26 protein-coding genes are annotated in these 25,734 nt (G+C 65.1%); 3 read left to right on the top strand and 23 right to left on the bottom strand.

All coding sequences use genetic code 11. From position 1 onward, the window contains the following. Positions 1–101: 101 nt before the first annotated feature. The 4 genes from AC3A4Z_RS11090 to AC3A4Z_RS11105 are packed head-to-tail and all read right to left on the bottom strand — an operon-like array spanning position 102 to position 4,254. Positions 102–404 (bottom strand): DUF3253 domain-containing protein, encoded by a 303-nt coding sequence (locus AC3A4Z_RS11090; protein WP_498711594.1) that lies wholly within the window; start codon positions 402–404, stop codon positions 102–104. A 13-nt stretch (positions 405–417) separates the two neighbouring features. Then, a complete protein-coding gene (locus tag AC3A4Z_RS11095; RefSeq protein WP_498711595.1) occupies positions 418–1,515 on the bottom strand; it encodes an NADH:flavin oxidoreductase/NADH oxidase in 1,098 nt (365 codons plus the stop codon). After that, entirely contained in the window at positions 1,515–2,498 is a 984-nt protein-coding gene (locus AC3A4Z_RS11100; protein WP_498711596.1) for a co-chaperone YbbN, read from the bottom strand. Before AC3A4Z_RS11100 ends, AC3A4Z_RS11095 begins: the two co-directional genes overlap by 1 nt. Before the next feature lie 52 nt (positions 2,499–2,550). Continuing rightward, positions 2,551–4,254, bottom strand: coding sequence for a DUF8094 domain-containing protein (locus AC3A4Z_RS11105; RefSeq protein ID WP_498711597.1), 1,704 nt, complete (start codon positions 4,252–4,254; stop codon positions 2,551–2,553). A gap of 191 nt (positions 4,255–4,445) precedes the next feature. On the opposite strand from AC3A4Z_RS11105, the gene AC3A4Z_RS11110 reads away from it, so the two are divergent. After that, positions 4,446–5,753, top strand: coding sequence for an AI-2E family transporter (locus AC3A4Z_RS11110; RefSeq protein WP_498711598.1), 1,308 nt, complete (start codon positions 4,446–4,448; stop codon positions 5,751–5,753). Positions 5,754–5,793: 40 nt separating this feature from the next. Here AC3A4Z_RS11110 and AC3A4Z_RS11115 read toward each other — a convergent pair whose 3' ends face one another. Both AC3A4Z_RS11115 and AC3A4Z_RS11120 read right to left on the bottom strand, forming a co-directional pair. Then, positions 5,794–6,594, bottom strand: a complete 801-nt coding sequence (locus tag AC3A4Z_RS11115; protein WP_498711599.1) for an alpha/beta hydrolase — start codon at positions 6,592–6,594, stop codon at positions 5,794–5,796. Positions 6,595–6,629: 35 nt separating this feature from the next. Then, positions 6,630–6,986, bottom strand: coding sequence for an Rv1322 family protein (locus AC3A4Z_RS11120; protein WP_493970101.1), 357 nt, complete (start codon positions 6,984–6,986; stop codon positions 6,630–6,632). Between the two features lie 138 nt (positions 6,987–7,124). On the opposite strand from AC3A4Z_RS11120, the gene nucS reads away from it, so the two are divergent. Together nucS and AC3A4Z_RS11130 are read left to right on the top strand one after the other, a co-directional pair. Then, the gene (gene nucS / locus AC3A4Z_RS11125; RefSeq protein WP_493970100.1) at positions 7,125–7,820 is read left to right on the top strand and encodes an endonuclease NucS; all 696 of its coding nucleotides are present in this window, start codon (positions 7,125–7,127) and stop codon (positions 7,818–7,820) included. Between the two features lie 321 nt (positions 7,821–8,141). Further along, positions 8,142–8,345: a cold-shock protein gene (locus AC3A4Z_RS11130; protein WP_011692441.1), complete on the top strand. Its 204-nt coding sequence runs from the start codon at positions 8,142–8,144 to the stop codon at positions 8,343–8,345. Positions 8,346–8,551: 206 nt separating this feature from the next. Here AC3A4Z_RS11130 and AC3A4Z_RS11135 read toward each other — a convergent pair whose 3' ends face one another. The 17 genes from AC3A4Z_RS11135 to AC3A4Z_RS11215 all read right to left on the bottom strand — a co-directional run bounded on the left by AC3A4Z_RS11135 (position 8,552) and on the right by AC3A4Z_RS11215 (position 25,734). Next, positions 8,552–11,101 carry a bifunctional lysylphosphatidylglycerol flippase/synthetase MprF gene (locus tag AC3A4Z_RS11135; protein ID WP_498711600.1) on the bottom strand — a complete coding sequence of 850 codons (2,550 nt, stop codon included), beginning with the start codon at positions 11,099–11,101 and terminating at the stop codon, positions 8,552–8,554. After that, positions 11,098–12,408 carry an alpha/beta hydrolase gene (locus AC3A4Z_RS11140; RefSeq protein ID WP_498711601.1) on the bottom strand — a complete coding sequence of 437 codons (1,311 nt, stop codon included), beginning with the start codon at positions 12,406–12,408 and terminating at the stop codon, positions 11,098–11,100. Before AC3A4Z_RS11140 ends, AC3A4Z_RS11135 begins: the two co-directional genes overlap by 4 nt. Positions 12,409–12,413: 5 nt before the next feature. Continuing rightward, the gene (locus AC3A4Z_RS11145) at positions 12,414–12,845 is read right to left on the bottom strand and encodes a DUF2550 domain-containing protein (protein WP_050054635.1); all 432 of its coding nucleotides are present in this window, start codon (positions 12,843–12,845) and stop codon (positions 12,414–12,416) included. Between the two features lie 10 nt (positions 12,846–12,855). Next, the gene (locus AC3A4Z_RS11150; protein WP_079597677.1) at positions 12,856–13,140 is read right to left on the bottom strand and encodes a F0F1 ATP synthase subunit epsilon; all 285 of its coding nucleotides are present in this window, start codon (positions 13,138–13,140) and stop codon (positions 12,856–12,858) included. A 1-nt stretch (position 13,141) separates the two neighbouring features. Next, complete coding sequence (atpD, locus tag AC3A4Z_RS11155) at positions 13,142–14,596, bottom strand: F0F1 ATP synthase subunit beta (RefSeq protein WP_050054634.1); 1,455 nt, start codon at positions 14,594–14,596, stop codon at positions 13,142–13,144. 81 nt (positions 14,597–14,677) lie between these two features. Further along, on the bottom strand, positions 14,678–15,568 hold the full coding sequence (locus AC3A4Z_RS11160; protein WP_050054633.1) for a F0F1 ATP synthase subunit gamma: 891 nt from the start codon (positions 15,566–15,568) through the stop codon (positions 14,678–14,680). A 73-nt stretch (positions 15,569–15,641) separates the two neighbouring features. After that, positions 15,642–17,279 (bottom strand): F0F1 ATP synthase subunit alpha, encoded by a 1,638-nt coding sequence (gene atpA, locus AC3A4Z_RS11165; protein WP_050054632.1) that lies wholly within the window; start codon positions 17,277–17,279, stop codon positions 15,642–15,644. An 82-nt stretch (positions 17,280–17,361) separates the two neighbouring features. Further along, positions 17,362–18,189: a F0F1 ATP synthase subunit delta gene (locus AC3A4Z_RS11170; RefSeq protein ID WP_050054631.1), complete on the bottom strand. Its 828-nt coding sequence runs from the start codon at positions 18,187–18,189 to the stop codon at positions 17,362–17,364. Then, on the bottom strand, positions 18,189–18,740 hold the full coding sequence (locus AC3A4Z_RS11175) for a F0F1 ATP synthase subunit B (RefSeq protein WP_050054630.1): 552 nt from the start codon (positions 18,738–18,740) through the stop codon (positions 18,189–18,191). The genes AC3A4Z_RS11170 and AC3A4Z_RS11175 overlap by 1 nt, the downstream gene beginning before the upstream one ends. Before the next feature lie 52 nt (positions 18,741–18,792). Next, positions 18,793–18,996: an ATP synthase F0 subunit C gene (atpE, locus tag AC3A4Z_RS11180; RefSeq protein WP_009356484.1), complete on the bottom strand. Its 204-nt coding sequence runs from the start codon at positions 18,994–18,996 to the stop codon at positions 18,793–18,795. 79 nt (positions 18,997–19,075) lie between these two features. Next, positions 19,076–19,876: a F0F1 ATP synthase subunit A gene (gene atpB, locus AC3A4Z_RS11185; protein ID WP_498711602.1), complete on the bottom strand. Its 801-nt coding sequence runs from the start codon at positions 19,874–19,876 to the stop codon at positions 19,076–19,078. 81 nt (positions 19,877–19,957) lie between these two features. Continuing rightward, positions 19,958–20,296 carry an AtpZ/AtpI family protein gene (locus AC3A4Z_RS11190; RefSeq protein ID WP_493970095.1) on the bottom strand — a complete coding sequence of 113 codons (339 nt, stop codon included), beginning with the start codon at positions 20,294–20,296 and terminating at the stop codon, positions 19,958–19,960. Further along, positions 20,289–20,771, bottom strand: a complete 483-nt coding sequence (locus AC3A4Z_RS11195; RefSeq protein WP_498711603.1) for a hypothetical protein — start codon at positions 20,769–20,771, stop codon at positions 20,289–20,291. The genes AC3A4Z_RS11190 and AC3A4Z_RS11195 overlap by 8 nt, the downstream gene beginning before the upstream one ends. Positions 20,772–20,866: 95 nt before the next feature. Then, positions 20,867–21,892 (bottom strand): MraY family glycosyltransferase, encoded by a 1,026-nt coding sequence (locus AC3A4Z_RS11200; RefSeq protein WP_498711604.1) that lies wholly within the window; start codon positions 21,890–21,892, stop codon positions 20,867–20,869. After that, entirely contained in the window at positions 21,889–23,757 is a 1,869-nt protein-coding gene (locus AC3A4Z_RS11205; protein ID WP_455834749.1) for a polysaccharide biosynthesis protein, read from the bottom strand. The genes AC3A4Z_RS11200 and AC3A4Z_RS11205 overlap by 4 nt, the downstream gene beginning before the upstream one ends. A 99-nt stretch (positions 23,758–23,856) precedes the next feature. Then, a complete protein-coding gene (locus tag AC3A4Z_RS11210) occupies positions 23,857–24,816 on the bottom strand; it encodes a glycosyltransferase (protein ID WP_498711605.1) in 960 nt (319 codons plus the stop codon). 6 nt (positions 24,817–24,822) lie between these two features. Next, positions 24,823–25,734, bottom strand: a complete 912-nt coding sequence (locus AC3A4Z_RS11215) for a glycosyltransferase (RefSeq protein ID WP_498711606.1) — start codon at positions 25,732–25,734, stop codon at positions 24,823–24,825.

Below are 25,734 nucleotides of genomic sequence, written 5' to 3' on the forward strand. Positions count from 1 at the left end.
TGCCAGACTAGTCCTCACCATGGGGCCGCGGGGTCCTCCTGCAGGAGTAGAAAAGCGGGGCAGGATTTCCGGAAATGCCGGCCAATCATGCCGCCCATGCCCTACCGCTCCCTGTCCTGCCGCTTCCTGCGGATGCGGATGGGACCTTTGGCGGTGGCGGGATCAACCACTGACCCCCGCTGGGTGATCTCCACCTCGCCGGCGTCCACCAGCCGCCGCGCAGCCTCGCGGGCAGGCTCCATCAGATCGCGCCAGGTGTCATCGCCAACAGCACGGGCTGCATCCGACGGGCAGATGGTGGAAGTGGCGGCCCTGGCAGCCAGGAGCGCCAGGATAGTGTCCTCGAGTTGCCGGCCCAACCTGCCGCCCGGGCTTTGTTCCTCGTCGCGATTCCCGCCCGCCAAGATCACCCGGCAGTCAGAAGGTCCTGCGGGGCACGGCGCGCTCGTACTGCGGTGCCCACGGGATGTTGTGCCCCAGTTCAAACGCGGCACGCAGCCACCAGTGCGGATCCCGCAGGGCGGCCCGCGCGATAAAAACCCCGTCGGCCTGCCCGGTGGCGATGGCGTGCTCGGCCTGGCCTGCGGAAGTCAGCAGGCCAACGGTACCGGTGGGCACTCCCGCCTCATTGCGGATCGCGGCGGAGAACCCGGTCTGGTAGCCGGGGCCGGCCTTGATCTGCTGGTGCGCCACAGCTCCGCCGCTGGAAACGTCCACAAGGTCCACGCCATGTTCGGCTGCCTGGCGGGCCAGACGCACGGAGGCCGCCAGGTCAACGCCGCCCTCGGCCCAGTCGCTCGCCGAGATCCTCAGCAACAAGGGCATCGCATCAGGAATGACATCCCGCACCGCGTCCACCACCGCGAGCATGAGCCTGTTCCGGCCGGCTTCATCCCCGCCCCAGGAGTCAGTCCGCGCATTGATCAGCGGGCTTTGGAACTGGTGCAGCAGGTAGCCGTGCGCCCCGTGGATCTCCAGGGTGTCGAATCCGGCGTCCACGGCCCGGACTGCCGCGGCGGCGAAATCGCGGATGACTTCCTGGATCTGCTCTTCCGTCATTTCGGCGGGCACGGCATAGCCATCAAACGCCGAAGGTGAGGGTCCCACGGTGGCCCAGCCGCCGTCGGACTGCGGGACACTGCCGTGCTGGCCGGAGAAGGGCCAGTAGGTGGAAGCCTTCCGGCCCGCGTGGGCGAGCTGGGCGCCGATCTTGGCGTCCGCAGCGCCATAACGGTGCACGAAGGACGTGATCCTTTGCCAGGCCTCCGCCTGGGCGTCGTTGTACAGGCCGGCGTCCCGCGGGCTGATCCGGCCCGCGGCATTGACGGCGGCTGCCTCGGTGAGAATCAGCGCCGCCCCGCCCGCTGCGAACGAGCCCAGGTGCATCAGGTGCCAGTCGTGCGGAACCCCGGGCGCGTCGTCGGGATCGCAGCTGTACTGGCACATGGGCGATACCCACCCGCGGTGCTGCAGCTCCAGCGAACGGAGTTTGAGCGGCTCGAACAGTGCGGACACTAGAACAGCACCCGGGCCAGGGCCTGGCGCGCCTTGGCAACCCGCTCGTCGGACGTCCCCACCACCTCGAACAGCTCCAGCAGGCGGACGCGGGCGGTCTCGCGCTCGGGACCGAAGTTCCGGCCAATGAAGCTGACCAGGCGGTTCAGGGCATCTTCGACATGTCCCCCGGCAACATCCAGGTCTGCAACAGCAAACTGTGCCTCCAGGTTGTCCGGTTCATCCGCTGCCCGGGTGCGGAGGGCCTCGCTGTCCTGGGCACTCAGCGGCTGGAGCCGCAGCATCAGCTCCACCTGGGCCAGCCCGGCCTTGGCCTCATGGTCGGCCGGCATGTCGCTCAGCGCCTGGCGGTAGGCGTCAGCCGCGGCTGCATAGTCACCCGCTTCGATGGCATCAAACGCGGCCTGGTGCAGCGGCGGGAGCGGCGCCGGCTCCGCTTCTGCGCCGGCTCCCCCGCCCAGGCTGCCCGTCACACCGTTGGCAGCGGCGACTTTCAACAGTTCGTCGAAGAGGCTGCGGACCTGCTGCTCGTCGGCACCGCCCTGGAACAGCGGAACCGGCTGCCCCTTCAGCACGGCAACGGCCGTGGGCACCGCCTGCACCTGGAACGCCTGGGCCAGTTGCGGGAAGGCTTCTATATCGGCAGCACCAAGGACCAGCCGGCCGCCGTAGCTGTCCACCACCTGCTCGAGGACGTCCAGCATCCCGGCGGACTCGGGAGAGTAGGACGCCCACAGGGCAAACACCACGGGCACCTGGGCTGAGAGCTCCACGAGCTGCTGGAAATTGGCCTCTGTGACGTTGACCTTCAGCTCCGGAGCGCCGGGAGCCGAGCCTTGCCCGGCGCCACCGGTTGCGGACGGCGGTGCGGCCGGGCCGGCCGGGGCCGGGCGCTGCTTCAGCGAGGAAAGGTCGACGGCGCCGCGCAGGTTAAGCAGGTTGGCAGCGGCAGGAGGGACTGGGCGGGAAGCTGGCGAACTCATGCTTTCCACTCTAGCCACTCCGGCCGCTGCCGGGGGTACTGCAAAGACGGGCCTACTTGAAGCTGGCCCCAACCAGGCCGCGGGTAGCGGCCACAAGCTTCATGGGGTCGCTGGAGCCGGCCGGCGGAACGTAGACAGCCATTGATTCGGCGAAGCTCAGGACCATCCCTGTGGTGGTTTCCTTGCCGCCGGCCAGCGCCGCGGCGTCGTCGCCAATGGTGAGCTTGTCACCGGCGGCCTTGGGGGTTCCCTCGAAGCCGAAGTTGATCCGGCCCAGGACCAGCGCGCCGCCGTCTGCAGTACGGAACACCACAGTGCTTTCCGGAACCACCTTGTGGGTGAACGAGAAGTTTCCGTTCTCGCCGGCCTTGACCACCTCGGACTGGTAGGACAGCGTGTCAGCGATGTACGGCGAGGACTCGCCCTCCACCAGCCTGTCCTTGAAGGCGGAATCCGCGCTGGTAAGCCGGTCTGCCAGGCCCGACATGGCTTCTTCGCCGCTGTAGAGGAGCCCGGTCTTGTCGGCCGGAGCCAAGGTTTCGGTCCCGTCCCGGTTGATCGTCGGGAAGGTGGTGCCCGGCTGCAGTGGATTGGTTTCCACCAGCTTGTAGTTCTCGCGCGGCGACGCCTGGACAAGCGTCAGCAGCTGCGGCACCACGTTGCCGTCTCCCTGGGTGACGGCCAGGACGGACCGGGGCCACTCGCGGTCCTTGGTGACCACCGTGGTGAGGAGCTTGGTGGAGCGCACGGGCATGCGTGCCTCGTAGGAGCCCACCTGGGAGCGGATCTTGTAGTTCTGCGTGCGGACTTCAAGCTCGGTCCCGCCCACCCGCTCGGCAAGCTTCGCGGCGTCCTTTGCTGCGTCACCGGCGTCCGCTGCGGCGGAGACCTGCTCCAGGATGCGGCGGAACTGTGCGTCCAGCAGCACCGGCGAGCCGGACTGCTCCTGGGCAGCGGCCGGCGATGATGCCGGATCCGAGGACGGCGCGGGCGAGGCTGCATGAGCCGCAGTGCCGGCTCCGGCAACCACGGCCACGGTTACCGCTCCGGCGGCCACCATGCCCAGGCGGGAGGACGAACGGGCCTCGGACCGGGCACGGGCACGCTGGGCAAAACCACTGCCCTTGCCGTCGCCTTCACCGTCGCGCTTGCGGGAAGAGAGCAGGGCCAGGACGATGCCGCCCAGGATCAGGAGCGAACCGAGCACCATCAGCGGCACGGCCCACGGCGTGGAGGTATCGTTCGGGAACGTCATCGAGATCGAGGACGGCGCGGGCTGGGTTCCGTCGGAGGCCAGCAGCAGAGTCCAGTCGCCGTCAGCGGGCGGCGTCCAGGAGTATTCCAGCTCGCCGCTGGCGTTTTCGGTGGAAACCCAAAGATCCGAGCCGGCCGGGCTCGGCGCAGCGGCCTCGCCGTCGGAGTGTTCCACCTGCAGGGACTTGCCGTCCTCAGAAACCCCCGTGACGGTGTTGTGCGCTGTTTGCCCCACCCAGGCATCCACGTCGTCGGGACGGCCTGCAGCGAGGAGGAAGTTGCCGTCACCCTCGATGTTGATCTTGACCGTTCCGCCATGCAGGGTGCGCAGGCTCTGGTCAATGACGGTCAACGGCGCTGCCTGCCCGTCAGCGGGCGCAGCTGCCGTAAACGTCTCGGAAGGGGCCCAGATGGTTCTCTGGCCGATGCCGGCCAGCAGTGTCAGGAGGCCGAGCAGCACAAGTGCGACTGCAGTCTTTAAACGCAAGGGAACACCTATCATCAGCGGGGGTTTAGCTTCAATAGTAACGGTTTTGTTACCACGGCCCCTGACCGGGCACCGTGATGGCGCCTGGGCCGGCTCCCGCACCAGGCCCTTCCGCGGGTATTGACAAGGCTGCTGATAGTGTTTGCGATGATCATCACACCGGCCCGCAGCAGCGGCGCCATGCACCGAACAGGCCCCACATCCCAGTGACTGACAAGACGGACGAGTCCTCCGCGGCACACGAGAATCCGGAGGGCGCAGACCCCACGGCTAAGCCGGCCCAGGACCCTGTGCCGGTGCACCGGAGGGGGGCCGCGGCTGCCCTCGGGCTGGTGGTCCGCCGCCTTCGCCAGCCGCTGCCCGGGGCCCAGCCGCGCCTCCGTTTCGAGATGCCGCCCGAGTACACCCAGCACGAGGAATCTGTCGAGGATCCCGACGGCGTCAGCCGGCCGCAGTTCGGCGATCCCGGCCCCCGGATGTCCCCGCAGCATCCGCTCTACCTGGGCTTCATGGGCACCGTCGGCGTGGGTATGGCACTGCTGGTCTACTGGATCGGGTCCCACACCACGCAGCTCCTGCTGTGGATTGTCGCCGCGCTTTTCATCGCCCTCGGCCTGGAACCGGTGGTTGGATGGCTGGAAAGCCGCAGGATTCCGCGGCCGGCCGGCATCCTGGTGTCCGTCAGCGTACTGGTGGCTGCCGTCGTCGGCTTTTTTGCCACCCTGATCCCCACCATCGTGGAACAGGTCACCGAGATTGTGGAGCAGGCGCCGGTCTGGGTCCGCGATTTTATGAACTCGGACCTGTTCCGCACCCTCGATGACCAGTTCGGGGTCCGCGACCGCATCGCCGAAGAGGTCAACAAGTTCGTCAACGATCCCGAAGCCATGGGCGGGATTGCCGGTGGAGTGGTGGGATTCGGTTCCACGGTGGCCAACGGTTTGTTCGGCGCCCTGATCGTCCTGGTGCTCAGCCTCTACTTCCTGGCGGCGCTGCCCGCGATGAAGAAATGGGGCTACCGGCTTGCGCCGCGCTCACGCCGCCACCGGGTGGAGGCCTTGTCCGAGGAAATCACCAAGTCCGTGGGCAACTACGTCATCGGACAGGCGTGCGTTGCCATCCTGAATGCCACGTTCGCCTTTATCGTGATGTCCATCGTGGGGGTCCCGTTCGCCCTGCTGCTGGCGTTCGTGGTAGCACTGCTCGCCTTTATCCCGCTGGTGGGGGCCATGATCGCCGGCGTGGTGGTGGTCCTTATTGCCCTCACCGTGGGCTGGCAGACCGCCACCGTCTACGGCATCTGCTACTTCGCCTACCTGCAGTTCGAGGCGTACTTCATCTCGCCGCGCATCATGCAGAAGGCGGTGGCCGTGCCCGGCGCGGTAGCCGTCATCTCGGTCATCGCAGGCGGCAGCCTGCTCGGTGTCCTGGGCGCCCTGATCGCCATTCCCACCGCGGCGGCCATCCTGCTGCTGATCAAGGAAATCTATATCGTGCGGCAGGACAAGCACTAAGGGGCCGGAACCTTCAACTCACCGGCCCCTTCTCCAACGATCAGGCCGGCGCGCTGGCCACCGGCCCGTCCCATTCCTGCGGAAGGCTGCTTCCCTCGGAGCCTGCGCCGGTGACCTCATGCACAATCTCGTTCAGCACCCGCGCGGCGTACTTCTCCCCCACCCACAGGTGCTTGGCTCCCTTGACGCCCACCACGCGTGCCTGGGGCACCAGGCTGAAACGCTCCGCAGCGGCGTCCGGCTGCAGGTAGTCATCATGCTCGGGCACCAGCACCGTGAGCGGCTTGCCGGACTGCGCCCACTGCTGCAGGTGGGCGTCCTTGGCCCGGTGGAGCGGGGGCGACAGCAGGATGGCGCCCTCGATTTCTGACGCCAGCGGCTCACCGGCCCCGTACATCAAGGCAAGCTCGGTGCCGAAGGACCAGCCCACCAGCCAGCGGTTGGGCAGGCCGCGTTCGACGGCGAAGCGGACGGCTGCCTCCACATCATGCTGCTCCCCGACGCCCTCCTCAAAGGCCCCCGTGCTGGTGCCCCGGGGGGATTCAGTGCCGCGGGTGTTGAACCGGAGCACCGCGATGCCTGCCAGGGCCGGCAGCCGGTAGGAGGCCTTGCGGTAGACGTGCGAATCCATGAAGCCGCCATGGGTGGGCAGCGGATGGAGCGTAATCAGGGTGGCGTTGACCGGTCCGGACTCCGGCAGCGCCAGTTCGCCCACCAGGATATGTCCGTCCGCCGTCTTCAACTCCACGTTTTCCCGCCTGGCCGGCAGGACAGTGGAGGCACGGATGGGCGTGGGGCCGGTGGGCTGGCTGAATTCGTACGACGCCGGATCAAAAGTCATGCCTGCCAGCTTAGCGACAGCGGCGCGACTGCCCGTTACCGGTACCGGTAACTGCGGGTCATCCAGCAGTTGGTGTGCCAGTGCCGACGTTCGGCCAGGCCCGCTGCCGCACCGAACAGGTGGTCGTCCTTCCACACCACCAGGTGGGCGACGCCGGGCAGCACGGCGGTGGAGCACTCCGGGCAGATGTAGGTCTTTTCCGCATTTTTGGCGGTCATGGTGCGGACCATCCATTCGCCGTCGGGGGCACTTTCCCGGCGGGCGATGCCCGCACGCGCCCGTTCCAGGTCCAGCTCGGGTACGTCACCGCTGCCTTTTCTTCCGGCCGCCCGGCCGGAACCCGCCCCGGCTTTTCCGGACACTGGACGGCGGGGTCGGTTGGAACGCGGCATGCCTCCATTCTGCCCCAGCCCCGGCCGTGCCAGCTTCCGATGCCTGTTTCCGGACCACTTCCCTGGCGGCGGCAGAGGAAGTGTCCGCAGGATCCGCCGGGGCAGGGACCCGCCGCTCCAGACGGTAGTCTGTACGGCGTGCGACTTGTCATAGCCCGATGCTCTGTTGATTACGTTGGCCGGCTCAAAGCCCATCTTCCCCTTGCCACCAGGCTCCTGCTGGTCAAGGCCGACGGCTCCGTCCTGGTCCATTCGGACGGCGGCTCCTACAAGCCGCTGAACTGGATGAGCCCGCCGGCAACGCTGCGCGTCTCGTCCCCCGAGGACGTGGACCTCGAAATGGGGGTTATTGAACAGTGGACGGTGCAGTCAGCCAAAACGGATGACCGCCTGATCATCAACATCCACGAGAAGCTCAGCGACTCCTCCCACGACCTCGGCGTCGATCCCGGCCTCATCAAGGACGGTGTGGAAGCGGACCTGCAGCGGCTCCTGGCCGAACAGATTGAAACGCTGGGCGAAGGTTATTCGCTGATCCGCCGCGAGTACTTCACAGCCATCGGACCGGTGGACATCCTGGCCAGGGATGCGGACGGGGCAACAGTGGCTGTGGAACTTAAACGGCGCGGCGACATCGACGGCGTGGAGCAGCTCACCCGGTACCTGGAACTGCTTAACCGCGATCCCCTGCTGGCGCCGGTCCGCGGGATCTTCGCCGCCCAGCAGATCAAGCCCCAGGCGAAGGTCCTGGCAAACGACCGCGGCATCGACTGCGTAACCCTCGACTACGACGCAATGCGCGGCGTGGACGACGTCGAGTCCCGGCTTTTCTGACGTTTCCTCTCGGCGCCCGCAGATAATCAGCAGGCTGCCCATCCGGCGGTGCAGAATTCGCTCCAACAAGGACATTTAACCGCCCTTTTACCTAAAATTTATGCGTTTAGCCGCCCAAACCGTTGACCTCCGCGGACCGGCATGAAATTCTTATCTCAGTCTTTGTGTAGGTGTTTTTCATGCTCGCAAGACATGTTGCGAGCGCGAAGCTCCTGCAGCGCCGGTCCCTTTCCGGACGGGCAATCCAGGATTCTTCTCGCGGAGTAACCAAGGCCGGCACGAGGTGTGCCGATCTTAAAGTTCCACAATGAGGAGAAATAAATGGCACAGGGAACCGTGAAGTGGTTCAACGCTGAAAAGGGCTTCGGCTTCATTACCCCGGATGACTCCGATGGTGATGTCTTCGTTCACTACTCCGAGATCCAGACCGGCGGCTTCAAGACCCTCGACGAGAACCAGCGCGTTCAGTTCGAGATCGGCCAGGGCGCCAAGGGTCCCCAGGCTACCGGCGTCACGCTGGTTTAGTCCCCGCCTGGCGGCCGCTTAATGCGGCCTTCAGCGAAACAATGGTCCCCGGTAATAATGCCGGGGACCATTGTTGTTTACGGTTATAGACAATCAAGTGCAATTACCAGGAGATCCGGGGCTGCCGGTTATGGATTTGGCTACTAACCGCCCGCCTGCTTTTGCCGGATATTGTGGGGCCGACAGGCCGGAGACATCCGGCTGGTTCAGTTCACCAATTTGCGGACCAGGCGGGCGCCCTGAGGGAGCGAAAGTCCCGGCAGGTAGGCCCTTGTCAATGCCCGGCCAATCGCCGGCAGGTACAGCGGGTCCTGGTAATAGAGGTACAAGGCCCGGTACTCCGGTTTGAACCGTGACTTGAAGGCGGCCAGCGAACGGAAACCGTAGACCGGTTCCAGGGCATGCCCCACCAGGTCAAGGATCCGGACCAGGTTGTCCGCCCGATCCTCGCCGCCCGGCCCGGCTTCGGCCCCGGCGCCGGGAAGGCTCGCCAGCGGAGAACCGGAGAGGGAGATGACCTCGACCGAATCGCGCAGCTCAAGTACCGCGGAGGCAATCAGGAATTCCATAACGCCGGGAAAACCGTCGGCGCCGCGGCGCATCACGTCCAGCGTCCTGCTGACCAGCCGGCCGCCGTCATATACCGGGAGCCAGCTCGTCACCCCGTGGACGGTGCCGTTGCCATCCACGGCAAGGCAGCACAGCACCTCCGGGTCGTCGAGCTCGTCGAGCCCGCCCAGCGTAAAACCCATCTCCGGAACAGTTTTGCCTGCTGCCCACTCCTCGGACACCTCGCTCAGCTTTGAACGCAGCGCCGCCGGCAGTGATCCGTAGGTTCCCCAGACTGCTTCAACCCCCAGCTTTGCGGCCCGGTTCAGGGCAGTCCGTACGTTCTGCCACTCTTTACCCTTGAACTCGAGTTCCCGGATGGCCAGTCGTGTCTCCTGAGCCACGGCAACCCGGGAGAACCCTCGGTCCCGGAGCATGGGCCACAACGTATCGTCGCAGGAGTAGAGTGCGGGGATCAGGGCCTGCCGGCCGCAGTACGCCAGGAACCCTTCGGTCACCTGCCCTTGCGCATCAGCCGGCCCGAAGGCACCCCCCAGCGTCAGTGCTACACTGCCGTGCCGCTGGAAAGCCACGGCGCCGCGGCCGTCAGGGCTGAACCAGTAGCTGTTGGGTTCCCACAACGCCATCCAGGACAGTGGTCCGCCGCCCTGGTGAAGCAGGTTCCGCGCCTTGATCCTGTCCTGCCGTCCGGAATCGCTGCCGTGGTGCCCGCCCAGCAGCACCCACCAGACGGCCACCAGGGCAATCACCCAGAACACGGGGCCTGAGTAGGCGAAGAGGACGGCTTCCACACTGTTCCGCTCGGCAAACACGCGGTGGTAGTGCTGCGGAATCGGCACCGGCACGTACTGCCGGGCAAGTTCGGCGAAAAGTCCCAGCAGGCCGCCGTCGCGCATCAGTCCCCCCGCCCAGAACCAGGCCGTGGCGTAGGCAGCGGCCAGGACCAACCAGGAACCTCCCACCACGAGGGCCAGCAGGCGGCGGGCGGCCGGAAGCGTCTGGACGCGGAACTGCCGCCGGTTCAACCAGAGCAGCACCGCCAGCAGCAGGGGTACGAACACCAGGGGAAGGACGTGGGCAAAGGCCGAGCCCATGGGCGGGGCGGAGGTTCCCTGCGACCGGGACGGAACCAGCGCAAACAGGGCCAGGTAAACGGCAGCCAGGGCGGTCACCGCGAGCTGGATGGCGATGGCGATGTTCAAGGCAAGGCGCCGGCCGCGGCGCATCCCGTCGGCGCAGATCAGGAGCAGCACCACCGGAACCACCGCAAGTGCCAGGCCGAAGGGGCCGGCAAAACCCGCCCGGCCGGCTTCCAGGCAGGATGCCTCCACTGTGGTCCCGCAATTGAAGGCGAGCTGGCTGAGCGTGGGCATGGGGTTGAGCACCACGTCCCGCAGGAGCGCCAGCGGGCCGGTAGGAGCCCGGGCGATGCCCGTGAGGATCGGGCCCACCGCAAAGACGGCGACCGTAAGGGCCAGGAGGTTCCTGGCTTCACGGCCGGTGGAACGGTGCCGGTGCAGCTGGCCGTGGTCACCCTGGATCCACCAGCCCGCCAGGAGTCCCAGCACCGCGCCAATCAAACCGATCACCGTTTCGGCATGCCCGATGTACAGCACCAGGAGCAGGGAGATGGAGAGCACGCCGGTCCGGAGCCGGCGCTGCCAGAGGACCGGCAGCCGGCCGGTGGCGGCAAGGCCTGCCGCCAGCACTGCCGGGTAGGGTCCGATCAGGATGTCGTCAGCCATCCGGTCGAGCCATCCATCACCCACATATCCGGCCACCTGGGTGATCAGCAGGAAGAGTGTGACAGCCCCGAACTGGCCGCCGAAAAAAAGTGCCACCGCTGCCGGTGTTCCCAGCCTCCGCTCCGCCAGGCCGAGCAACAGGAGGATCATCAGTGAGGCCGAGATGTAAGCCAGCGGGTTGGTGGCGAAGAACAGGCTGGTAAAGAGGGACCACCAGTTGCCGGCCCGCAGGCCCGGACCGCTGACTCCGGCCCCGTCCAGCAACTGCTCGGGCGGCCCTGCCAGGTAGCTGCCGGTGACGGCCCCGGCCGCCAGGAACACCACGAGGACCGCCACGGAGAACGGCATCGACTTAAGTCCGGTGATGATTCGGTCCCGTGCCGGGCGCACCACTGTTGTCCAGGCCAGGGAGGCCGTGCGTATCTGCTGTCCGGAAGTCACTGGCCCAGTCCCCACCTGTCAGAGAGGAACTGCAGGGCATCGGCGATCCGCCTGGAGGACGTGTCCCAGGAGTGGCCGGTATGTTCCACTTCGTAGGCCCGGACGTCGAACCCGGCGCCGCGGGCAGCAGCGGCCAGGGTGTTGAGGTAGGCGACGAATTCCGGATCGTCCTGACCGGCAGTCAAGTACACGCCACTGGACTCAAAGCGCCGCTCTTTCATGATGGCCAGGGGTGTCTGCCGGTCGAATTCCTCCGGCTCCCCCGGGAAGGCGGCATCAATGGTCTTTTGCCGTTCCTTGGCAAGGGCCGGCTCTGCTTCGCCGGAGAACGAGAGGACGGCGGGGAACAGGTCGGGGTGCCGCGTTCCCATCTGCAGCGCGCAGGTGCCGCCGAAGGAAAATCCGCCAATGGCCCACTGGCGGTGGTTGGTGTCAACGGCAAGGGTGGAAGTGATCCAGGCAGGTACGTCGCGGGACAGAAACGTATCGGCCTGCGCTATCCGGCTGTCCATGCACATGGTGTTGGCGGACTGCGATCCGTTGGGATCGGGAATGACCACAACCGGCGCCAGTCCCCCGTGGGCCGCGGCGAAGGAGTCCATGTGTCCGTCCAGTGCGCCTCCGGTCAGCCAGTCCGGAGGCCCGCCCGGCTGGCCCGCCACCAGGACCAGCACCGGAAGGGCAGGACGGTTTTTGGCGAAGTACGCAGGCGGCAGGTAGATATAGGCGTCGCGGGTGGTCATGCCGGACGCGGTGCCGGGAATGGCGGCCTTGCGCAGGACTCCCCCTGCCGGAAGGTCACCCTGGGGTGCCCAGCCTCCGAGCGGGACGCCGTCGGGCTGGCCCTGCTGCCGCATCAGGGCGGGTTCCAGCGTGGGGATGCGGGCCACGGCAGTGCCCAGGAGGTCGCTCACGGTACGGTTCAGTCCGAAGTAGGCGTTGACCTGTACGCAGGACAGGGCTGCGACGAGCAGTACCGCGGCCAGGCCGGCCGCGCGGCGGCGCCATGTGCTTCGCCGCAGGCGGAGCAGCAGGAGGATCAGGGCGGCCACTGCGGGCACTATCCAGAGCAGGACGGCGTCAGGGATGTTTTCCGGGAAGACGGAGAAGACATTGATGAGTGCCCAGTGGACTGCGGCCACCAGGGCGAAGGCCGCGGCAACGGCGGCGATGACCAGGACGAACCAGCGGCGCCTGCCTGCCGGCGCGGGAGGAGCCAGCAGATAGACCGCACCGGCCAGGCCAAGTGCCAGGGACGCCCAGTACACAGGGCCGTCGGTCAGCCGGACGTCGAAAACCCACACCACGTTGGCTAGCGCCAGGTGCCCACGCCGATGACCGGCCCGGCCTCAAGCCAGGAGGACAGCCCGGCGTAGGCGTCGAACTTCATGGCAAGGCGGAGGTCCTGCCCCTCGTAGCGGAGTTCAACGATGACGACGTCGGGCTGGACCTTCACAGCCTCGGCCTCCGTGGGCTTGCGGCGCCCCAGCAGCTCCAGCGAGTGCCGCTTGAACTTGTGCTTCGGACGGACACTCAACGAGAACAGGCGGAACCACTCAAGGTCGTTGTCCTGATAACGACAAACCCCCACCTGCCAGCTGTTTCCAGCCATGCAGATGGAGGCGTCCACCGTGCCGAGGGCACGCCGCAGGTTGAAGCGGCGCACCCCCGAAAGGCACAGTGCAAATACCAGCAATCCAAAGGTGATTGCCATGGCGATGAACGGAAGACTCGGTGCGTCCATCAGGGTGGTGCTAGCGGATCCCAGCGGTAGCCGAGCCGCCCAGGTGGGCGTTGTCAGCAACAATAACCACGCGGTCGTTATCCACGGAGAAGAATCCGCCGTCGACGTCTACCGCAATACGGTCACCGGACACCGGCTGGATAGCCAGCTCACCCTCGGCCAGGATCGCCAGCAGGGGCGAGTGGCCGGGCAGGATTCCGATTTCACCATCGCTGGTGCGGGCCTTGACCATCTTGGCCGCTCCGGACCACACGAAGTGGTCCGCTGCGACAATCTCAACCTCAAGCTCAGCCATATTACTTGGTCTGTTCCTGGATCTTGGCCCACTGGCGCTCAACGTCATCGAGGCCACCGACGTTGAAGAACGCCTGCTCCGCGATGTGGTCCAGCTCGCCGTCGCAGATGGCTGAGAAGCCTTCGACGGTGTCCTTGATGGAGACCGTGGAGCCCTCGACGCCGGTGAACTGCTTGGCGGTGTAGGTGTTCTGCGAGAGGAACTGCTGGATGCGGCGTGCACGCGACACGACGATCTTGTCCTCTTCGGAGAGTTCGTCAACACCAAGGATGGCGATGATGTCCTGGAGTTCCTTGTTTTTCTGCAGGATCTGCTTCACACGGACAGCCGTGTTGTAGTGGTCCTTGCCGATGTACTGGGGATCCAGGATGCGGGAAGTCGACGTCAGCGGGTCAACAGCCGGGTACAGACCACGGGAGGCGATTTCACGGGAAAGTTCCGTGGTCGCGTCGAGGTGTGCGAAGGTGGTTGCCGGCGCCGGGTCGGTGTAGTCATCTGCGGGGACGTAGATGGCCTGCATCGAGGTGATGGAGTGGCCCTTGGTGGACGTAATGCGCTCCTGCAGGAGGCCCATCTCGTCAGCCAGGTTGGGCTGGTAGCCCACAGCCGAAGGCATGCGGCCGAGGAGGGTGGAAACCTCGGAACCTGCCTGGGTAAAGCGGAAGATGTTGTCGATGAAGAGCAGCACGTCCTGGTTCTGCACATCGCGGAAGTACTCCGCCATGGTCAGTGCGGACAGTGCCACGCGCAGACGCGTTCCCGGCGGCTCGTCCATCTGGCCGAACACAAGGGCGGTGTCCTTCAGGACGCCTGCCTCTTCCATTTCAACCCAGAGGTCGTTACCTTCGCGGGTACGCTCACCCACACCGGCGAATACCGAGGTACCACCGAAGTTGCGGGCAACACGGGTGATCATTTCCTGGATCAGAACGGTCTTGCCCACGCCGGCGCCGCCGAACAGGCCGATCTTTCCACCCTTGATGTAGGGGGTGAGGAGGTCGATGACCTTGATGCCGGTTTCGAGCATCTCGGTGGAGCCTTCGAGCGAAGCGAAGCTCGGTGCCTTGCGGTGGATGGGCCAGCGTTCGCTGATCTCCAATTCCGACTCGGTAACGTCCAGGGGCTGGCCCAGGACGTTGAAGATGTGGCCCTTGACGCCGTCGCCAACCGGCACGGAGATGGGGGCACCGCTGTCCACTACGGACGTGCCGCGGACGAGTCCGTCGGTGGCCTGCAGGGAGATGGCGCGGACGAGGTTGTCACCCAGGTGCTGGGAGGTCTCGAACGTGATGGTCTTGGTTACACCGTTGAGAGTAATCTCGGTGGTGAGGGCGTTGTAGATGGACGGGATTGCGTCGGCCGGGAATTCGACGTCGACAACCGGGCCGATTACGCGCGCAATGCGGCCGGTGGCACCGGACGTTGCGGCTACGTGTTCGGTAGCAGTGGCAGTCATCTCTCTCACTTCACTCAGTAGATGGCGTGGGTTTAAGTTTATCTGTGGTGGTGCAGGTCCAGCGGAACCGGCTGCTGCAGGTTAGGACGCGAGAGCGTCGGCGCCGGCAACAATCTCGGAAAGCTCCTGCGTAATTTCAGCCTGGCGGGCCGTGTTGCGCAGACGCGTGTACTTCTTGATGAGGTCCGTGGCGTTGTCGCCGGCGGACTTCATGGCCCGCTGGCGTGCAGCAAGCTCGGAAGCTGCTGCCTGCAGCATGGCCGCGAAGATGCGTGACTCGATGTAGCGCGGCAGCAGGGCGTCAAGAACACGCTCGGTTTCCGGCTCGAACTCGTACAGCGGCAACAAGTCCGATTCAGAAGCAGCCTGCTCTTCCACTACTTCCAGGGGAAGCAGGCGGATGACCGTGGGCTCCTGGGTAACCATGGACTTGAAGCGGGTGTACACCACGTGGATCTCGTCCACGCCGCCCTCTTCATAGTCGGTGGCGAATTCCGTCAGCAGCGCCTCGCCGATTTCACGGGCGGTGGCGAACTCCGGCGCGTCGGTGCCCCCGGTCCAGACCCGTGCGTATTCGCGGTTCCGGAACTCGAAGTAGGCCTGCGCCTTGCGTCCGACGAGGTACGTCTTGACTTCCTTGCCTTCAGCGTGGAGCAGCTCGTTGAGACCTTCCGCCTGCTTGAGCACGCTTGCCGAGTAGGATCCGGCCAGGCCGCGGTCCGAGGTGATTACCAGGACGGCGGCACGGCGGATCTGCTCCGGCTCAGTGGTCAGCGGGTGGTCGATTTCGCTTTGGCTGGCGACAGCAGAAACGGCGCGCGTGATCGCGTTCGCGTAAGGCAGTGAAGCTGCTACGCGCGCACGGGCCTTGCCGATGCGCGAGGTAGCGATCAGTTCCATCGCCTTGAAGATCTTGCGCATCGACGTGGTCGAGCTGATCTTCTGGCGGTAGACCCGAATCTGGGCTCCCATACTTATCCTTTCCTAACATTCCCTAAACCGGGTGTGCCGGACCTTGGCGGCCCGGCACACCCGGTCAGTGGAATTAGCGCTTCTGCTTGACGATCTTTTCCTGGTCTACGTCGCCCTCGGAGATAGCGTCATGCTCCTCGTGGCCGGCGCCTACCAGGTGGTTGTCACCCTCGCCGAAAAAGCCCTTCTTGAAATCCACGATCGCGGACTTCAGAGCTGCAACGGTGTCATCGTCCAGCACGTTGGTCTGCGCCAGCGTGGTGAGGATGGAGGACTTGTGCGACAGGTGCTCCAGGAACTCCGACTCGAAGCGGCTGATGTCCTCAACCGGAACGTCGTCGAGGTAGCCGTTGGTGCCTGCCCAGATGGAAACAACCTGGTTCTCCACCGGGAACGGCGAGTACTGGCCCTGCTTGAGCAGTTCCATCAGGCGTGCACCACGGGTGAGCTGCTGGCGTGAAGCGGCGTCCAGGTCTGAGGCGAACATGGCGAATGCCTGCATGTCGCGGTACTGGGCCAGGTCCAGCTTCAACGTGCCGGAAACCTTCTTCATGGACTTCACCTGTGCGGCACCGCCCACGCGGGACACCGACACACCAACGTCAACAGCGGGACGCTGGTTGGCGTTGAAGAGGTCCGACTGCAGGAAGATCTGGCCGTCAGTGATGGAGATCACATTGGTGGGGATGTAGGCCGAAACGTCGTTTGCCTTCGTTTCGATCAGCGGCAGGCCAGTCATGGAACCCGCGCCCAGCTCATCGGAGAGCTTTGCACAACGCTCCAGCAGGCGGGAGTGCAAGTAGAAGACGTCGCCCGGGTAGGCTTCGCGTCCCGGCGGACGGCGGAGCAGCAGGGATACTGCGCGGTAGGCCTCTGCCTGCTTGGACAGGTCATCAAACACGATGAGGACGTGCTTGCCGCCGTACATCCAGTGCTGGCCGATGGCCGAACCGGCGTACGGTGCCAGGTACTTGAAGCCTGCGGGGTCGGATGCGGGGGACGCCACGATGGTGGTGTACTCCAGCGCGCCGTTGTCCTCGAGGGTCTGGCGGATGGCGGCAATGGTTGACGCCTTCTGGCCGATTGCCACGTAGATGCAGCGGACCTGCTTGGTCACATCGCCAGAAGCCCAGTTGGCCTTCTGGTTGATGATGGTGTCGATCGCGATCGCGGACTTGCCGGTCTGGCGGTCACCAATGATCAGCTGGCGCTGGCCGCGGCCGATCGGAATCATGGCGTCGATGGCCTTGAGTCCGGTCTGCATCGGCTCGTGCACCGACTTGCGCTGGGTCACGCCGGGAGCCTGGAGCTCCAGTGCGCGGGTGGTCTCGGCCTTGATCTCGCCGAGGTCGTCGATGGGCACGCCCAGCGGGTCGACAACGCGGCCGAGGAAGGCGTCGCCCACGGGAACAGACAGAACCTGTCCCGTCCGGTGGACTTCCTGGCCTTCTTCGATGCCGGTGAAGTCACCGAGGATGATAACGCCGATTTCGCGGACGTCCAGGTTCTGGGCCAGGCCCAGGGTGCCGTCCTCGAAGCGCAGCAGCTCGTTCGCCATGACCGAGGGAAGGCCCTCAACACGGGCGATGCCGTCACTAGCGGTGGTTACGCGGCCGACCTCTACGCGCTCTGCGTTTCCGGGTTCGTAGGACGCCGCGAACTCGTTCAGCGCATTACGGACGTCGTCGGCGTTGATGGTCAATTCGGCCATCTGCAGTCCCTGCTCTCCTGTTTTGTGATCACCGTTGTTCACGGCGACCGGGGTTTCTATCAGTTGTGGTGTGCTTGTCCGGCTAGCCGGCCAGCTGGCGTTGCAGCTCGCTCAGGCGGGTGATGACCGAAGCGTCGAGCACTTCGTCACCGACCTGGACGCGGATACCGCCAATGAGTGCCGGGTCAACGTTGACGTTGACCTTCAGCTCCCGCCCGTACAGTGCGTTCAGGCCTGCCTGGAGGCGTGCCAGCTGCGTCTGCGTCAGGGGACGGGTCACGCTGACCGTTGCAATCCAGCGCTGCTGCCGTTTGGCCGCCAGTTCGGCGAACCGTCCCACCAGCCGGGTGGGCTTGATGCCGCGGGGCTGGGTGACCGCCTGGGTGATGAGGACTTTTGCTTCCTCGCTCACACCGGGGACCAGCCGCTCGGCCAGCGTCGCCTTGGCTGCAGCACTGGCCTGCGGTTCGGACAGAGCACGTTGTACCTCATGGCTGGAGGCAACAGCCTGGTTGAAGGAGAACAGATCGTTCTCCAGCTCTTCCAGGCCAGTGATTCCGGAGGCAGAAACGGCCGACTTGTTTTCAGCAACGGAAATGACCACCGTTGCGGCAAGAGTCTCGAGTGCATCGCCGATATCCCGGGCGTTTGCCCAGCGTGAGCTGGCCAGTCCGCCCGCGATCTCTGCAGCATCAGCGGAGACTTTTCCGCCAACCAGCTGCCTGACCAGCGCCGACTTTTCGTCACCGTTACGGGACGGGTCAGTCAGGGCGCGGCGCAAGCCAGCCGAGCTGTCCACCATTCCCAGAATTCCGAAGAGTTCCTTTGCCAGCTGCAGCGACGCTGTCGGAAGTTTGGCTTCCAACTCGGCCAGGGCTGTTGCCAGCGAAACGCTCGATACGCCTGCCATTATTTAGCTGCACCTGCGTTCTGGGTCTCCAGATCTGCCAGGAAGCGGTCCACGACCCGTGCTGCACGCTCGTCGTCGTTCAGCGATTCGCCGACGATGCGGCCGGCGAGGGTGGTGGCGAGGGTGCCGACCTCCGAACGCAGGGACACAACAGCCGCCTGGCGCTCGGATTCGATCTGGGCGTGGGCCTGGGCCGTGATGCGGGCAGACTCTGCAGCTGCCTTTTCCTTGAGATCCGCGAGGATCTGGGCACCTTCGGCGCGGGCTTCCTCACGGATGCGGTTGGCTTCGGCGCGGGCGTCGGTCAGCTGCTGCTTGTACTCTTCGAGTGCAGCAGACGCCTCAGCCTGGGCCTTTTCAGCCTTCGCGATGCCGCCTTCGATGGCCTCGGCGCGCTCGGCGAAGGTCTTTTCGAACATCGGGACAACGAACTTGACCACGATGAACATGAGGATGGCAAAGCCCACGAGGACAACGCCCATTTCCCAGACATTGGGAACCAGGGGGTTGACTTCGCCCTCAGTGGCGGCTGAGATGATCAGCTGATTCATATTTCACCCGTCCTTTTCTACTCGGTTCTGTAAGTTCGCTTCGCTCTAAGGACTAGAGAACGAAGGCGAAGACCAGGCCGAGGATGGCGAGGGCTTCGGTCAGCGCAAGGCCGAGGAATGCGATCGGCTGCAGGACACGCTGTGCTTCGGGCTGGCGGGCGACGCCGTTGATGTACGCAGCGAATACGAGACCAACACCGATACCACCGCCGATTGCGGACAGACCGTAACCTACGAGGTTGAGATTGCCTTCCATTTTTCTTCCTTTCAAGATGCCACCCATGTGGCAGGTTGTTTGGGTTGCTTCATCCCCGCGAGGGGAAGCTTAGGGTGCCTTAGTGGCTGTCGGCGTGAAGTGCGCCTTCAATGTAGATCGCTGTCAGCAGGGTAAAGACGTAGGCCTGCAGGACCATGATCAGGGCTTCAAGCATGTACATGGCGATGGCGCCTGCGAGGACCAGGACGGAGGTTCCCTTGAGCAGGACGTTCTCCTGCATGACCAGGTACTCGATGCCGGAGCCGGCGATCATCACGATGAGGTGTCCTGCGAGCATGGTGGCGAACAGACGGAGGCTGTGCGTCACGGGCCGGACCAGGAAGTTGGAGATGATCTCGATCGGGATCACGATCGGAAGGATGAACCAGGGAACACCGGACGGTACGGTGGCCAGCTTGAAGTAACGGAGTCCGTTCTTCTTGATGCCGATGGCGATCCAGGTGACGTAGACGATGCCTGCGAGCACATATGCGCCGCCGACGTGCGAAAACGTGGGGAGCTGGATGAGCGGGATGGCACCGTAGATGTTGTTCACCAGGATGAAGAAGAACAGGCTGAACAGCAGCGGGACGTACTTGATGAAGTCCCTGCCGCCGATGATGTCCTTGGCGATTCCGTTGCGGACGAAGCCGTAGGCGGCCTCGCCGGCGAACTGGAGCTTGCCGGGAACCAGCTGCTGCTTGCGTGCGGCGAGCACGAAGAAAGCGCCGATAATGACGACAGAGAGGAGGACCAGCAGCATCTGCTTGGAGAATCCTTCTGCGGCACCCCACGGCAGGATTGCCGGCAAATGCATTTCGTTAATTCCAGGAGGAGCGAACTCTCCTGAATCTTGGGCCGGGAGCGCAAGCGCGATCAACGCGTTTCCTCTCTGCAGTGTCCATCATTGGGCGTTGGGCGGGGACCGGCAGCCTGATGGCCTGCTGTTCCCCCTGTGAAATTATTTGGCATTACTGTTGCCGTCCTGCGACGGCCCGCTGGCAGCAGGACGCTCGCCAGTATTTTTGCGAGAACTGGTGAGGCCATGCATGTGGGAAAGGTAAAAACCTCCGACGGCTCCAAGCAGAGCGCCTGCGAGCACAATCCAGCGCGTTCCCCACAGATAATCCAGTCCCCACCCTATCAAACTCCAGACGATGATCCCGCCAATGATGTAGCTGAAGACAGCCATTCCGGCGTTGTATCCGCCGTCGGAGTTGTCCCCGGATACACCCGGCGCAGAGCTGCCGGAGGCGCGGCTGCCGCTGGCGGCCCTGCCGGGCTTCTTCGGATCACGCATGGGGGGTTTCCTTGGTTTCTGGATCGTTGTAGATCTGCAGGCGGGCTTTGCTGAAACCGTGGATTTCAGCGGCCTGCCACAGGACGACGGCGGTCACGGCGCCGGCGACGAACCAGCGGCCGTGCAGCCACGCCGGAGCACCGACCACGAACAGGACGGCGGCGAAGCCCACCACTTTGACAAAGTAGGTGGCTACGAACATGCCGATGGCCCCGGAAGGGTTGTTGCGGCCCACAAAGTGTCCCACCAGGAGGCTGATGCCGAAGAACAGCATCACCAGCAACCCGCCGGCGGTACTGGACAGGGCTCCGCCCAGTCCTTCGAGGATTGCTGCCGGGACGGTGCACAGGACCAGCCCGGCCGCCGCGGCCAGCGAGCTCCGTTTGAGGAGGTTCAGCCAGAGGGACGGCGTGGGGCCGGAGGCGCCAACTTTTCCGTTGCCGGACGCAGGTCCGGACTCGGCGTTGGAGGTCATTCGATCCCAATCGTCGGCACCAAAGGCAGGTGGCCAGTAGCAGTGTGGAGGGCAGCTTTGGCTGCCCTCAAATTCTACACGAGATAGAACACCGCTCAGGTCACCGGCAGGCGCGTGACCTTGGACGGGCGCCGGTAGCGGCGGATCAGGTCAGGGCTGGCCAGGTAAACAGCGAGCACCAGCACGCTGGCGGCGACGCACAGCGCAACAATCGGAAGCTGGGCCGTTGCGGCAACGAACCCGAGGATGATCACGGCAGCGGTGCACACTGTGACGGTGGCGGCTGACTGGAGGTGTGAGAATCCCACGTCCGTGAGCCGCTGGTAGACATGTTCCCGGTGCGACGCGTACCACCGCTCCCCTGCCTTGATCCGGCGGAGCAGCGTGTAGCCGGTGTCCGCGGCGTAGACCAGGATCGGTGAGAGGACGTACTCGACGTAGACGCCGCTGAGGAAGCCGGCCACGGCGAGGGCCGCCACCGACGCACCCAGCAGGTAGCTGCCGACGTCGCCCAGGAAAACTGAACCGCGGCCAAGGTTCCAGGGGAGGAATCCGAGGAAGGACATGGCCAGCACGGCACCGCCGGCGGTCAGCCAGGGCTGTTCGGACAGTAGGCCGGCCGCGGCGTAGGCCACCCCGGCAGTCACCCCGTGCAGGCCGGAGATGCCGTTGACGCCGTCCATGAAGTTGGCGATGTTCACGTAGGCCGCGACCGCCACGGCAGCCAGGGGCAGCCACCAGAATGACTGTCCGGTGAGGACGATGAGCACCGCGGAGCCGGCAGCCCCGATGCCGAGCTGGGCGGCGGCGCGGCCGCGGATCGACATGCCGCGCAGGTCCTCGACCCAGCCCACAGCGGCGCAGGCGGCGATGATGGCAAGCACGGCGGCTGATACGGAGCGGTCCACGGTCACGACGCCCAGCAGCACCGCCGCGGCGTATCCGATAGCTGTGGCCAGGGCCGTGGCCACACCCATGCCGCGGATGGTCACTATGACGTGCGAGGAACGGGCGGACGGAACATCAACCACGCCCATCCGGACCAGCAGCGGCTTCACGGCGAAGGGCAGCAGCAGGCCGGCCGCCAGTGTGATGGCGGCCACCAGGATCAACGGCGTCACGACGCCACCCGGATGTCGCCGGTGTCGTTGGCCTCGTCGTCGGGAATGGCGGCGATGCTGGCGCCCTGCTCCGCCTCGCACCGGGCCAGCCAGACGTCGAGGTCAAGCTTGTCCGGGTCCTGTTCCATGGCCCTGGTGTGTGAAATCTTCGGATGCAGCGGGCGCTTGTCCAGTTCACCGGTGCCCACCAGCTCCTCGTGCAGCTTCTCCCCCGGCCTCAGGCCGGTGTAGATGATCTCGACGTCCTTGCCGGACATCGCAATCATCCGCTGGGCCACGTCGAGGATCCGGACCGGTTCGCCCATGTCCAGGATCAATACGTCTCCCCCGGTGCCGATCGCACCTGCCTGGATCACCAGCTGGCAGGCTTCGGGGATGGTCATAAAGAAACGCGTCACGTCGGGGTCAGTGACCGTCACGGGACCGCCAACGCGGATCTGTTCGGTGAAGAGCGGCAGCATCGATCCGCGGCTGCCCATCACGTTGCCGAAGCGGACGGAGACGTACTTGCGGCCGGTCTGGCCGGCCATCCAGGCGGTCAGTTTCTCCGCGACGCGCTTGGAGTGGCCAAGGGCGGTGGTGGGGTTGGCTGCCTTGTCGGTGGAAATGTTCACGAAGTGCGAGACTCCGGCGCGCCGCGCGGCTCGAAGGACGTTCAGGGTGCCGCAGACGTTCGTTTTCCAGGCTTCCACCGGGTACTGCTGCAGCAGCGGGGCGTGCTTGAGTGCGGCGGCGTGGAACACCACTTCCGGCTGCCGGTCCTCGAAGATGTCCTGCAGCGCTTCGCCGTCGCGGATGTTCGCCAGCACGGTGTCGCGGCCTGCCAGCAGGCCGTGGCCGGTGATGGAGATCTGGGTCTGCTGCAGGCCCGTCTCGTCGTGGTCCAGCATGATCAGTTCCGCAGGGTCGAACTGCACGATCTGCCGGCAGAGCTCCGAGCCGATGGAACCTCCGGCTCCGGTGACCAGCACCCGCTTGCCTTTGATGTACCCGGCAATTTCGTCAACCTCGATGTCCACGGGCCGGCGGCCGATCAGGTCCTCCACCGCGACGTCGCGGAAGTCGGAAAAACCGGCGGGCGCGCCCGTGCCCAGCATGTCCCGCAACGGGGGCAGCACCAGTACGCGCACGTTCAGGCCGGCAACAGCGTCCGAGATCCGGCGGACCACGGCGGCCTCCACGTTGGCGAACGCAAGGACCAGCACTTTGGCGCGGGTGCGGCGGATAATCGCCGGCAGGTCGTCGCCGCGGCCCTGGACCTGGACGCCGGAGAGCCGCAGATGCTTCTTGGCGGGGTCGTCGTCCACCAGGCCTACAGGAAAGTACGGGGAATCCGGATCCTGCAGCATCCGGGTCACCAGGGAGTTGCCGAGGAAGCCGGCACCATAGACCAGGGTGTTTTGTGCCCCGTCCCCGGGCCGGGTCTTGCCCTCGACGTAGAGCCGTTTGGCGTACCGGGCCGCGCACATGAAGAGGCAGGCAAAGGGGAAGGCGATCAAACCAACACTGCGGCCGATGTTAATCTCCGCATACAGCACCAGCAGGCTGGCCGTGATGGTGGCGGCCACAATGACGGTGACGAAAACGAGCGCCCTGGCCTCCTGGAAGCTGCCGAAGGGGTACCTGCCCCGGTACAGGGCAAGGGAGTAACCGGCCAGCATCTGTGCCACCACGGCGATGGCGGCGATGAGGCACGCTCCGGCGAGCTGTTCAACCCGGATGCCCATCTCGTAGCGCAGCAGCAGCGCCAGGCCGATCGCCACCACCCACGACATCGAATCGAGGAAGAGCTGGATCCAGATCCAGAGGGCGGGCTTCTCGTCCCGTACTGCGGCAGATGCGCGCGTTTCTGATTGTGTACTCAACGAAAGATGCAACCGACTTCCACTACCACGGCGGCCAGGCGCCTGTTTCAAAATACCCCGCCGCAAAACTGTCGGACGGCGTCGGGGCTTAGAACGATACTAATCGCTTCGGGTTCCGCTGCCCGGATACGCCGGCAGCGGCGGCATGGGTTTCCAGCCGGCGTCGGCAAGAATAGTCCGCGATTCACGCCATCCCCGCCAGAGCGCACCGGCCCCTCTTAGGGTCCGCTCAACGAGGACCAGCCGGACAAGTTCCTTCAGGAAGGTCAGTGCGGTACCCACTGCGAACCCGGCCGGGTTGAACTTGCCGCGGGCCCGCAGGTAATGCGCCACGTGCCCCCGGTTGCGCATCACGTAGCGTCGGCTGAGGTCGGACGAATCATTGAGGTGGCGCAGTCCCAGGTCCACTTGCCGCTGGGCGCGGACTTTCTTGATGACAAAGGCGTTCACGTACACCACGGGGGTTTCCTGCGCGGCGAGCCAGCCGTAGATGAGGTCGTCCCAGGTGATGAAGAACCGCGGGTCCGGCAGACCAATGCTGCGGGCCACGGAGGCGTTGATGAGCATGCCTTCGAAGTTTCCCACGTTGGTCCGGAACACCTCCGAATGCCGGAACACGTCGCGGGAGACGGGCAGGAAAATGCCCAGTGCCTCGACAAAGTGGTGCTGCCAGAAGAACGGCTTGCCGTTGGCGTCGTACCGGCGGCCGATCATGCAGGAGTAATCCGGCGTGAATTTCGCCAGGGCGTCCACTGCGCCGGGAAGCACTTCGACGTCGTCGTCCATCAGCCACAGCCATTCGGCGTCGGATTCCAGCGCCAGTTCAACGCCGCGCGAGAACCCGCCCGCACCGCCGACGTTCCGGTCCAGCCGTTCGTACTGGATGGGCAGCCCGGCGGTGGTGGCCTGGGCGACGATGTCCGGCGTATGGTCGCTGCTGGCGTTGTCCACCACAAGGATCCGTGCCGGTGCGGTGTCCAGCCGGGCAAAGGATTCGAGCAAGTTCTGCAGGAAATCGGCGCGGTTGTAAGTGACGACGACGGCGTACAGGTTCTCCACGGCGGCCTAGCTGTTGGCGGACATCAGTTCCGCGGGCGAACCGAAGCCCTTGCCGCGGAAGCCGGTGGAATAGGCCCTGAACCAGTGCGCCAGGCCCTTGAGGTCCCCGGTCTTCAGGAAGTAATAGGGGAAGCCCACGATGTCCGCACTGAACCACCGCAGGTTCCGGTATTTGCGGGTCAGGTAGCCGCGGTTGCGGAAATAGCAGTAGCGCTTGAACTCACCCTCGGGAATGACGGGGGTGATGAACCCGCCGAACACCGGTTTCATCTCGGTCCAGGTGGCGGGGTGCTGCACAGCCACGGTAGCGAGCGTGCCGTACTTGAGCCCGGCCTTTTTCACGCGTGACAGGAAGTCGACCTCGTCGCCGCGGATGAAGAACTTCACATCGGGAATCCCGATCCGGTAGAAAACCTCGGTCCGGATCAGTGCACCGTTGAAGAAGTGCACCATGTCCGGAAGGTACCCCATCGGCGCCAGCCGTGAACGGTCGTTGGTGAGCAGTCCGTTGATGCGGAAGTTGAAGGACAGCCGGTTGGGGTCCGCCGTGGCCGCTACCAGGGGGCTGATGATGTCCAGCTGGTGCTCCTCGGCCGTGCGGAGCAGCTCGGCCAGGCAGCTGGCGTCTTCGGGGTGGCCGTCATCGTCCATCATCCAGATCCACTCTGCCCCGCTGGCCATGGCCGCCAGGATGGCGTACGCAAAACCACCGGCGCCGCCGAGGTTGGCTTCGGAGCGCAGGTAGTTGATGTTCTGCGCTCCCCCGGCGTTGACCACGTCGGTGGCCGGAACGGTGCCGGAGTCCACCAGGGCGATCGAGTGGATCGGCGCAGTCTGCTCCGCCAGGCCCTTCAGGAGCAGGGCAAGCTCCTCGTGGCGGTCAAAGGTAACGGCTGCGACGGCAACTTTGGCCTGCAT

This window comes from Arthrobacter sp. Soil_C_49, from assembly GCF_057656635.1.